The organism is Streptomyces adustus (assembly GCF_009377175.1).
GTDB classification, from domain to species: domain Bacteria; phylum Actinomycetota; class Actinomycetes; order Streptomycetales; family Streptomycetaceae; genus Streptomyces; species Streptomyces adustus.
Genome location: NZ_VJZD01000094.1, coordinates 22678 through 32860, shown reverse-complemented (window position 1 = coordinate 32860; position 10183 = coordinate 22678). Strand labels below are relative to the sequence as shown.

At 70.7% G+C, this 10183-nt stretch carries 7 protein-coding genes and 1 rRNA gene; 3 read left to right on the top strand and 5 right to left on the bottom strand.

What is annotated here, in order from left to right:
* Positions 1 to 108 (bottom strand): 16S ribosomal RNA (locus tag FNH09_RS22860); the annotation flags it as partial.
* Between the two features lie 561 nt (positions 109 to 669).
* Here FNH09_RS22860 and FNH09_RS22855 point away from each other — a divergent pair.
* Together FNH09_RS22855 and ptsP are read left to right on the top strand one after the other, a co-directional pair.
* Complete coding sequence (locus FNH09_RS22855; RefSeq protein ID WP_152890945.1) at positions 670 to 1119, top strand: PTS sugar transporter subunit IIA; 450 nt, start codon at positions 670 to 672, stop codon at positions 1117 to 1119.
* Between the two features lie 78 nt (positions 1120 to 1197).
* A complete protein-coding gene (gene ptsP / locus FNH09_RS22850; RefSeq protein WP_152890943.1) occupies positions 1198 to 2868 on the top strand; it encodes a phosphoenolpyruvate--protein phosphotransferase in 1671 nt (556 codons plus the stop codon).
* Positions 2869 to 2935: 67 nt separating this feature from the next.
* On the opposite strand, the gene FNH09_RS22845 is transcribed toward ptsP, so the two are convergent.
* A complete protein-coding gene (locus FNH09_RS22845) occupies positions 2936 to 3829 on the bottom strand; it encodes a hypothetical protein (RefSeq protein ID WP_152890941.1) in 894 nt (297 codons plus the stop codon).
* A gap of 263 nt (positions 3830 to 4092) precedes the next feature.
* Positions 4093 to 6060, bottom strand: coding sequence for an acetoacetate--CoA ligase (locus tag FNH09_RS22840; protein WP_152890939.1), 1968 nt, complete (start codon positions 6058 to 6060; stop codon positions 4093 to 4095).
* Between the two features lie 213 nt (positions 6061 to 6273).
* On the opposite strand from FNH09_RS22840, the gene FNH09_RS22835 reads away from it, so the two are divergent.
* Complete coding sequence (locus FNH09_RS22835; RefSeq protein WP_152890937.1) at positions 6274 to 8649, top strand: glycoside hydrolase family 31 protein; 2376 nt, start codon at positions 6274 to 6276, stop codon at positions 8647 to 8649.
* On the opposite strand, the gene FNH09_RS22830 is transcribed toward FNH09_RS22835, so the two are convergent.
* Together FNH09_RS22830 and FNH09_RS22825 are read right to left on the bottom strand one after the other, a co-directional pair.
* A complete protein-coding gene (locus FNH09_RS22830; RefSeq protein WP_152890935.1) occupies positions 8640 to 9155 on the bottom strand; it encodes an NUDIX domain-containing protein in 516 nt (171 codons plus the stop codon). The two genes, FNH09_RS22835 and FNH09_RS22830, sit on opposite strands and share 10 nt — an antisense overlap.
* A gap of 68 nt (positions 9156 to 9223) precedes the next feature.
* A complete protein-coding gene (locus FNH09_RS22825) occupies positions 9224 to 10048 on the bottom strand; it encodes a M15 family metallopeptidase (RefSeq protein WP_152890933.1) in 825 nt (274 codons plus the stop codon).
* Positions 10049 to 10183: the final 135 nt, after the last annotated feature.

Below are 10183 nucleotides of genomic sequence, written 5' to 3'. Positions count from 1 at the left end.
ACTCACCCGTTCGCCACTAATCCACCCCGAAGGGCTTCATCGTTCGACTTGCATGTGTTAAGCACGCCGCCAGCGTTCGTCCTGAGCCAGGATCAAACTCTCCGTGAATGTTTACCGGTAATCCGGTTGACACACACGAGAGCGGTGCAAGAGGAGGAATGATCCTCTCGCACACAGCGTCCTCGCTGTGATTTTTCAAAGGAACCTCGCTCCAGCCGATCGGCCGGAGACGGGGTATCAACATATCTGGCGTTGATTTTTGGCACGCTGTTGAGTTCTCAAGGAACGGAGGCTTCCTTTGTACTCACCCGAGAGAATCTCTCGTGGCTTTCCTCCGGGCGCTTCCCTTCGGTGTTCCCAACTCTATCAGCGTTTTTCCGTCTCCCTGACCACCGTCCCGCAGGCATGCGGAAGACGATCCCGAGATAGGATCTGACAAGTTGGGTTCTGCTAGGTGAGGGCACCTCTTGGCGCCGCTCATCCCCAAGCAGGAGTACGACTGTACCCGGGCCCACGAGGCGGTGCAAATCCAAACGGGATGTGGTCTAGACCACCATTGGTACGCATCGTGCGGAACCGGCACTTCATATGACATAACCTGCTGCCGAGTGGGCCGCCCCTCACAGGCAGGGACGGCCCGTATGCATCTCCACCTCCGGGAGGCTCCTTATGACCACCGTGACGTCCCCTGTGGAAGGACGCGCCATCGGACTGGCGGCTGTGCCGGATCCGGTCTTCTCCGGAGCCATGGTCGGCCCGGGCACCGCTGTCGACCCCGTGCGTGAGCCTTCGGTGGCCGTCGCTCCGGTGAGCGGCGTCATCGTTTCCCTCCACCCGCACGCGTTCGTCGTCGTCGACGAGAGCGGTCACGGTGTCCTCACCCACCTCGGGATCGACACCGTGCAGCTCAACGGCGAGGGCTTCGAGTTGCTCGTCAACAAGGGGGACACAGTGGTGTGCGGACAGGCAGTCATCCGCTGGGACCCTGCCGCCGTCGAGGCCGCCGGCAAGTCCGCGGTGTGCCCGATCGTGGCACTGGAGGCCACGGCGGAGGCGCTCTCCGAACTCCGCGAAGACGGTGACGTGAAGGCCGGCGACAGCCTCTTCGTCTGGAACTGAGGTCAGCGCCGTCCTGCGACGGCGAGTCGGACAACCACCGCGGCGGCTGAACCCGCCGCTTTAGCCGGAGAGAGTGACATGGAGACAACTCTGCGAGGCGTCGGCGTGAGCCACGGAGTCGCGATCGGCGAGGTTCGGCACATGGGTACGGCGGTCCTCGAACCGCCGGCCAAGCAGATCCGGGCGGAAGAGGCGGAGCGGGAGCAGGGCCGTGCCCGCCAGGCCGTCGAGGCGGTGGCCGCGGACCTCATGGCGCGCGGCAACCTGGCCGGCGGCGAAGCCCAGGCCGTGCTGGAAGCCCAGGCCATGATGGCCCAGGACCCCGAGCTGATGGCGGACGTGGATCGGCGTATCGCCGTCGGCAGCACCGCGGAGCGTGCGGTGTACGACGCCTTCGCCTCCTACCGCGAGCTGCTGGCGAACGCGGGTGAATACCTCGCCGGTCGCGTGGCCGACCTCGACGACGTGCGGAACCGTATCGTCGCGCGGCTGCTCGGCGTGCCCATGCCTGGCGTCCCGGACAGCGACGAGCCGTACGTCCTGGTCGCGCGTGACCTGGCCCCGGCCGACACGGCCCTGCTCGACCCGACCCTGGTGCTCGGCTTCGTCACCGAGGAGGGCGGGCCGACCAGCCACAGCGCGATCCTGGCGCGGGCACTCGGCGTGCCGGCCGTGGTGGCGCTGCCCGGTGCCGGTGAGCTCGCCGAGGGGACGCCGATCGCTGTCGACGGCAGCACCGGCGAGATCTTCGTCCGCCCGAGCGAGGAGAAGACGACGCAGCTCCGGGCCGCGGCCGCCGAGCGCAAGGCCGCGCTGGCTGCCTCGACCGGGCCGGGCGCCACCGCCGACGGACACAAGGTCCCGCTGCTGGCGAACGTCGGAGGCCCCGCCGACGTGCCTGCCGCCGTCGCGGCAGGGGCCGAGGGTGTCGGACTGTTCCGCACCGAGTTCCTGTTCCTCGACGACAGCAAGAAGGCGCCGTCCGAGGAGAAGCAGATCGAGGCCTACCGTCAGGTCCTGGAGGCGTTTCCCGAGGGGCGGGTCGTCGTCCGTGTCCTGGACGCCGGTGCGGACAAGCCGCTCGACTTCCTGACCCCGGCCGACGAGCCGAACCCGGCGCTCGGTGTGCGCGGGTTGCGCACGCTGCTGGACCACCCCCACGTACTGCACACCCAGCTCACCGCGCTGGCGAAGGCGGCCGAGGGACTGCCGGTCTACCTCGAGGTGATGGCCCCGATGGTGGCGGACCGCACCGACGCGAAGGCGTTCGCCGACGCGTGTCGCGAGGCAGGGCTGCGGGCGAAGTTCGGAGCGATGGTGGAGATCCCGTCGGCCGCGCTGCGGGCGCGCTCGATCCTTCAGGAGGTCGAGTTCCTGTCGCTGGGGACGAACGACCTCGCGCAGTACACCTTCGCCGCCGACCGGCAGGTGGGCGCGGTGTCCCGGCTCCAGGATCCGTGGCAGCCCGCGCTGCTCGACCTGGTCGCGCTGTCCGCGGATGCGGCGAAGGCCGAGGGCAAGAGCTGTGGTGTCTGCGGTGAGGCCGCGTCGGACCCGCTGCTGGCCTGTGTGCTGACGGGACTGGGTGTCACCTCTCTTTCCATGGGAGCGGCGTCGCTTCCCTATGTCCGGGCGGCGCTGGCGAAGCACACGCTGGCCCAGTGCGAGCGGGCCGCCGCTGCGGCACGGGCCGCGGACAGTGCCGCGGAGGCACGTGAGGCGGCTCGGGCGGTGCTGTCCGGCGAGTAGTCGGACCGGCCGGTCGTCGGTTGTTCGTCAGGGGCGCTCCACCATCGGGTGGGGCGCCCCTCACCGTTCAGTGGTGGTGACCCGGGGGCGGCCCGCCTGCCCCGAGGTCGGGTGGTTCGCAGTAGTCGACGTCGGACTCCGGGGCGATCAGGTCCCCGTTCTCCACGTCGGTGCAGTAGGCGTCGAAGACCTCGCCCGCGGTGAGGGGGACCAGGTTCTCGCCGCGCAGGCGCCACCCGTAGATCCGGTCGGAGTTGCCGGGTGCGGTGGTCCTCATGACGATGCCGCCGGGGCTGCTGGTGCCGATGCCCAGGGCCAGGACGGTGGTGAACTCGAGCGCTTCGGTCTCGTCCAGTGGTGTGCCCCCGTCGGTGTCGTCGTCCGCGTGGAGGACGGCGACGAGTGCCTCGGGGGCGGTCGAGACGCTGCATACGAGGTGTCGGTCGCCGGGCGGGGCCGTGTCGAGGATGCGGGCCACGAGATGCCGGGCGCGGGCGAAGGCGGCGCGGCCGATGTCCTCGCCGCAGGATGCGCAGGCGCCGAGGCGGGCGAGGAGTGTCGTCGCGTACTCCCAGGTGGCCTGTCGGACGGCCTCGTCGACGAGGGCGGGCACGAGGTCGCTGAGCCGTCCGCCCTCGTAGGGCACGGTGGGGCCGGTGGCCGCGAGTTCGGCGGTGAAGCGGGTACGGCTGGCGGGGTCGTCGGGGTCGAGGTCGGCGGCCGCGCAGTACTCGGCGTACTCCTGCGGGTCGAAGAGCGCGACCGTGGTGTGGCTGCCCTGGGTCGCCCGGTTCCTGAGGAGGGTCTCGACCTGTTCGAGGTAGGTGGTGTGATCGTCGAACGCGAAGCTGCGGTAGCGAAGCATGGCGCGGAAGTCGTGTTCGTCGGTCAGCAGGCCGATGGTGCCGGCGATTTCTCGGCGTAGGACACGTCGCATGGTCCGGGTGTCGGTGAGTGCCATGTTTCCCCCTGTGCGCGATCGATCAATTCTCACTCACAGTAATCGGCGCCACTGACAATGGGGGTTCGATGGGGTGCTCACGGGCCGCATCCTGTTGAAATATGCAGGTCACGGCGATGGAGTCGTCGAGGGGGACCCCGCCTGCTGGTCCTGTGACGATGGTGTTGGTGACCGTCGGTGGGCGGTCGGCCTCGGACCTCGCCGTCGCGTTCGGCGGGTCCGGGGCCGGCTGCGGAGGATCACCGCTGCCTCTTGGAGGAGGGTCAGGCGCGCTTGCGGGCGAGGTCCTCGTAGAAGTGGAGCAGTTCGAGGTTGTCGATGGAGCCGGGGTTGACCGCCTTCTCCAGCGCGGTGCCCTGGAGCAGGCGCTTGACGGGGACCTCGATGCGCTTTCCGGTCAGGGTGTGCGGGATGCCGGGGACTTCGATGACCTCGTCGGGGACATGACGGGGTGAGAGCTGTTCCCGGATGGTCCGCTTGATGCGGTCCAGCAGGGCGTCGTCGAGGACCGCTCCCGGGGCCAGGTGCACGAAGAGGGGCATCCAGTAGCCGCCGTCGGGCTGTTCGATGCCGATGACGAGGGACTCCTTGATCTCGGGGAGACGCTCGACGGCTTCGTAGATGTCGGCGGAGCCCATCCGGACTCCCTGGCGGTTGAGGGTGGAGTCGGAGCGTCCGTGGATGACGACGGAGCCGCGGGAGGTGACCGTGATCCAGTCGCCGTGTCGCCACACGCCGGGATACGTGTCGAAGTAGCTGTCGTGGTAGCGGCTGCCGTCGGGGTCGTTCCAGAAGCGGACGGGCATCGAGGGCATGGGGTTGGTGACCACGAGTTCGCCGACCTCCTCGACGACGGGACTGCCGTCGGGGTCCCAGGCCTGGAGGTCGGTGCCGAGGCCGGGGGCCTGGAGTTCGCCGATGTACACGGGGAGGGTGGGGACGGCTCCGGCGAAGCAGGAGCAGACGTCCGTGCCGCCACTGACGGAGGCGATCCAGAGGTCGTCGCCCACCTCGTCGTGCAGCCAGCGGAACCCGTCGGGCGGCAGGGGCGAACCGGTGGTGGCAACGCATCGGACCCGGGAGAGGTCGAAGTCGCGCGAGGGATGGACGCCCGCCTTGCGGCATGCCATGACGTACGCGGCCGAGGTGCCGTAGAGGGTGGCCCCGGTGCGTTCGGCCACCCGCCACTGGGCGCCGGTGTCGGGGTAGCCGGGGCTGCCGTCGTAGAGGACGACCGTGGTGCCGGTGAGCAGGCCGGAGACGAGGAAGTTCCACATCATCCAGCCGGTCGAGGTGTACCAGAAGAATCGGTCCTCGGGGCCGAGGTCGCAGTGCAGGCCGAGCTGCTTGAGGTGCTCGACCAGGATGCCGCCCTGGGACTGGACGATGGCTTTGGGCAGGCCTGTCGTGCCGGAGGAGTACAGCACCCACAGGGGGTGCTCGAAGGGCACCTGTTCGAAGACGGGCTCCACGTCCGCGGCGGTCAGCGCCGACCATTCGAGTGCCCCTTCGGGTGCCTCGGTGCCCAGGAGGGGGATGTGGACGACGGCGCGCAGGGTCGGCAGTTCGCGGCGCAGTTCGGCGACGGTCTCGCGGCGGTCGTGCTCCTTGCCGCCGTAGCGGTAGCCGTCGACGGTGAACAGGACGACGGGTTCGACCTGCTGGAAACGGTCGAGGACGCTGCGGGCCCCGAAGTCGGGAGCGCAGGAGGTCCAGACGCCGCCCACGGCCGCGGTCGCCAGGAGGGCGACGACGGCCTGCGGGATGTTCGGGAGGTAGCCGCTGACGCGGTCGCCGGGGCGTACGCCGAGTGCGCGCAGTTCGGCCGCCAGGGAGCCGACCTGGCGGCGCAGTTCGGTCCAGGTCACCGGGCGCGGGTCATGGGTCTCGTCGACGTGGAGGAGGGCCGGCTCGTCCGGGCGGGTGGCGGCGGCGCGCAGGGCGTGCTCGGCGTAGTTCAGCGTCGCCCCGGGGAACCACTCGGCGCCGGGCATCGACCGGTCGCCCAGCACGCGCGCGTAGGGCGTGGAGAACCGTACGTCGAACCACTCCGTGACGGCCTTCCAGAAGGTGTCCAGCTCGTCGACCGACCAGCGGTGCAGCGCCGGGTAGCCGCCTTCGGCCGGGGCTCCGTGCCGTTCGGCCGCCCAGGCCTGGAACTTGGTGACCTGCGCCTGGGTACTACGCTCCGGATCGGGTTGCCAGAGCGGCTGGGGGTTCTCGATCGACATGGGGCGACTCCCGGACTGTGCGCGTGGTGTGCGTCGGTCGCGCACGGGCTGGGTTGTGCGCGTGACGCGGCTGACACGGACGATGCCATGTGATCGACTTCCGCACCAGGGTGAGTCCCACATAGTCCGCGTCATGAAGATGTGGTGCCAGCCAGGGTGAACGGAAGTTGAACGCCACGCATTCGCGGCGCAGTCAATGGCAGGGTGAGCAGCATGGACGGTCGTGACCTGGTGCGTTCGATGTTGACGGTCGGCTCCGCGGGGGCGGCCCAGAGGTTGCGTACCATGCGGGCCGCGTGGCGCAGGAGGCGTGCCGATGCCGTCGGCCTGCCGCCTCGGGGCGTGGAGCGGGCCCGGGTTCCCGGTCCGGTGCAGAGCGCCGAGCCGGGTCCGGGCGGTGGCACCCTGCGGTTCAGCCGCTCCGATCTGCGGATTCTCGTCGCCATGAACGGGGCGGTGTTCTGGGGGTGGGACGGGGCCGGTCCCGAGCCCTCGTACGCCCTGGCGGGGCGCTGCCCTCAGCCCGATCCGCGGGCGGTGCTGGAGCCGGACAAGGACGGTGGCTGGCGGGTCGTGGCGGAGCGGGTGACGATCGCGGTCTCGCGGCATGGCGCGGTCGAGGTGCGCACCCCGGGAGGGGTGACGCTCCGTCGTGACCTGCCGCCGCGTTGGTGGGAGCCCGTCGCCGGTGGGCCGGCCCGTTGGATGCAGCGCTCGGAGGTGTCCGCGGACGCGCGGTTCTTCGGTCTGGGAGGGCGGGCCTCCGGCCCCCGGCTGCAGAACGGGACGTACCGTCTGTGGAACACCGGCCCCGATCGGCCTCTCGCGGCCGGCGACGACCCGCTGCACGTCACCATGCCGGTGCAGCTCGTGGTGGCCGACGCGGCCACTCATCTGGTGTTCCACGACTCCTCGTGGGACGGCACGGTGGCTGTGCGGGAGGGTGAGGAGGGCGCCGGTTCCGGGCACGACCGGCCCGGCAGATCCGAACTGCGGATGGACGGCGGCCCGCTGCGCTGCTGGGTGATGGTGGGCACCCCCGCGCGCGTGCTGCTCGCCTGGGCCTCGCTCACCGGTGCGCCCGCGTTGCCGCCGGCCTGGGCGCTCGGTCACCAGCACGTGCGCCGGGGGGCCGGCGGTGAGCAGGAGGTCCGGCGGATCGTCGCGGGCCACCGGGAGCACGGTCTGCCGCTCGACGCCGTCCACCTCGGCGGCCACTGCGACGAGCACCAGGGGTTCACGGTCGACCGCAACCGCTTCCCCGGGCTGCCGGGGCTCGCCAAGGAGCTGCGCCGGAACGGGATCCGCCTGGTGTCGGTCGTCGACCCGGCGGTCAGGGCCACCGCGGGGAACGCCGTGTACGACGGCGGGGACGCCCTGAACGCCTTCGTCCGGGACGCCGCCGGGGAGCTCGTCCAGGGGGTCGCGCAGCCCGGGGAAGCGGTGTACCCGGACTTCACGCACGCGCGCGTACGCAAGTGGTGGGGTGGTCTGTACGCGGAGCGGCTGGCGCAGGGCTTCTCCGGGTTCTGGCACGACATGGACGAGCCGACCTCGCTCACCGCGTTCGGGGAGTCGACCCTGCCGCGGTCGGCCCGGCACTCGCTCGACGGGCGGGGCGGTGACCATCGCGAGGCGCACAACGTCTACGCGCTGTGCATGGCGCGGGCTGCGCACGAGGGGCTGCGGGAACTGGCGCCCCAGGAGCGTCCGTTCGTCCTCTCCCGGTCTGGGTGGGCGGGCATGCAGCGGTACGGGGGCACGTCGTCCGGGGCCGTGGCGACCGGCTGGCCCGGACTGCGGGTGTCGTTGTCGCTGGTCATGGGGCTGGGGTTGTGCGGGGTGCCGTACTCGGGGCCGGACGTGGGCGGCTTCGGCGGTACCCCGTCGCCCGAGCTGTATGTGCGCTGGCTCCAGCTGGGCTCGTATCTGCCGCTGTTGCGCACCCGGGCGGGCCTGCGCGCGGGGCACGGGGAGCCGTGGGAGTTCGGTACGGACACGCTGGAGCACGCGCGCGTGGCGCTCGCGGGACGCCGGCGGCTGCTGCCGTACTTCATGACGCTGGCGCATCTGGCCAGACTCACGGGTGCGCCGTATGTGCGCCCGCTGTGGTGGAGCACTCCCGGGGACCGGGTGCTGCGTGACTGCGGGGACGCGTTCCTGCTGGGTGACTGTCTGCTGGTGGCACCGGTGCTCGATCCGGGTGCGGATCGGCGTGCGGTGCAGTTGCCGCGCGGGCTCTGGTACGACACGGCGACGGAACAGCCGTACGAGGGTCCCGGCCAGGTGCTGGTGGACGCCCCGCTGTCGCGGATACCGGTGTTCGCGCGCGCGGGTGCGGTGATTCCCGTGCAGGGCGAGGACGACCGTCTGGAGCTGGAGGTGTGGGCACCGGCCCCGGACCGCACAGGGGGCGGCCTGGTCGTCCGGGACAGGGGCGACGGCTGGGACGAGGCGGAGGCGGAGCGCTACACGACCCGCTGGGAGGACCGGCGCGTGGTCGTCGAACGGGAGGGACGGGACGGCGGGCGCGAGCCGTCCTATCCGGTGCGGGTACGGGGACTCGCCGGACGCGGGGTTCAGGCGTAACGGCCCTCGAAGAACGCCCGCACGGCCAGGGTGTGCAGCGGGAAGGCGAGTTCCTCGGGCCGGCGCAGCAGGTGCCAGCCCTCGGTCTCGTCCGTGGCCGCCGGTGCGGGGAGCCGGTCCGCCGGGTGCTCGGGCAGGAGTCCGAACAGCAGCAGGTGGCCGTCCGGGGAGCTCATCGCGTCGGCGAGCCGTACCTCGCGGCTCGTCGCGTCGATCCCGGTCTCCTCCCTGAGTTCGCGCACGACGGCGTGCCGCCAGTCCTCGCGGTCGTCGATGTAGCCGCCCGGCAACGCGGTGCCTCCGCGCGCGGGAGGGATGGTCCGGGTGATGACGACCAGCGCGGTGCCCGACGTGTCGTACACGGGCTGGAGCGCGACCGCCACGGGAAGCGGGTTGCGGTAGGCCACGACGGCGCAGGCGGGGCAGGTGCGGGGCCAGCCGGAGACGCCCTCCCCGTAAGGCGCTCCGCAGCTCGAACAGTGGTTGCCGGGCGCGGAGTTGGGCATGGTTTGTGGATTTTCGGACACGCGGCGGACTGTATCCGATGACGGGGTGGGCGTCGCCCCCTGGCTGCTCAACGGCGTCCGGCGAGGGACCTGGCGGAGACGGGGAAGTCGAAGTAGGTGTCCGGGTAGGGCTCGGGCTTGAAGGTGTAGTGCCACCATTCCTCGGCGAGGTTCACGAAGCCGAGGCCTTCCAGGGTGTTCTTGAGCAGCAGTCTGTTGGCGCGCTGCTCGCCCTGGACGCGCGGGTCGAGGGTGTGGGCCAGGGTGTCGAAGCAGTCGAACCCGGTGCCCATGTCGATGGAATTGTCGGGGAAGCGCCGGCTCCTGGGCGCGTGGCAGGACACCAGGGGCTCGCCGGGGACGTAGGGCCGGGTCGGCAGGGCCGGGAGCCTGACGATGGTGAGGTCTGTCGTCGAGCCGCGGCTGTGGCCGGACTTCTCGGCGATGTAGCCGTCCTCGAACAGCCGGGTCTTGTCCACGTCGGGGTAGAACTCGCTCTTCATCCGCTGGTCGTCGAGGTTCTCGGCCCAGCGCACGAAGTGGTCGACGGCGCGCTGCGGCCGGTAGCAGTCGTAGACCTTCAGGCTGTAGCCCTGGCGCAGCAGGCGGGTCTGGGCCCGGTGGAGGGCTTCGGCGGCGGGGCGGGTGAGGAGACACATCGGCTGCTCGTAGCCGTCGATGCGCGCGCCGACGAAGTTGTGCGGGGTGATGTAGCGCATCTCCTGGATGATCGTAGGGTCGACGGTTCTCAGGGCCACGAAGTCGGCGGGCGCCTTGGGGGCGGCTCCCGCCCGCGTGGTCGCGGAGGCGGCGGTCGCGGTGGCGGAGGTCATGGCCAGCAGGCCGGCGAGCGTGGTGATCAGAGCGCGTAAGGCGCCGGAAAGTCGTGTCATGCCTCCTGCGTCTATCAGGAACAGGTTCGGCCGGGGAAGCGGGCGTATGCGGTCCTGCCCAATTCCGGAGACCCGTGGCACACTTCTGACGTCCCGTCAGATTTGCTGTCGAGGAGGCGCCGTGGCACGTACCCG

Excerpts from the sequence above, each read along its gene's own strand:
- FNH09_RS22825 (WP_152890933.1), bottom strand. The coding sequence starts at position 10,048 with ATGACACGACTTTCCGGCGCCTTACGCGCTCTGATCACCACGCTCGCC.
- ptsP (WP_152890943.1), top strand. The coding sequence starts at position 1,198 with ATGGAGACAACTCTGCGAGGCGTCGGCGTGAGCCACGGAGTCGCGATC.
- FNH09_RS22835 (WP_152890937.1), top strand. The coding sequence starts at position 6,274 with ATGGACGGTCGTGACCTGGTGCGTTCGATGTTGACGGTCGGCTCCGCG.
- FNH09_RS22840 (WP_152890939.1), bottom strand. The coding sequence starts at position 6,060 with ATGTCGATCGAGAACCCCCAGCCGCTCTGGCAACCCGATCCGGAGCGT.
- FNH09_RS22845 (WP_152890941.1), bottom strand. The coding sequence starts at position 3,829 with ATGGCACTCACCGACACCCGGACCATGCGACGTGTCCTACGCCGAGAA.
- FNH09_RS22830 (WP_152890935.1), bottom strand. The coding sequence starts at position 9,155 with ATGCCCAACTCCGCGCCCGGCAACCACTGTTCGAGCTGCGGAGCGCCT.
- FNH09_RS22855 (WP_152890945.1), top strand. The coding sequence starts at position 670 with ATGACCACCGTGACGTCCCCTGTGGAAGGACGCGCCATCGGACTGGCG.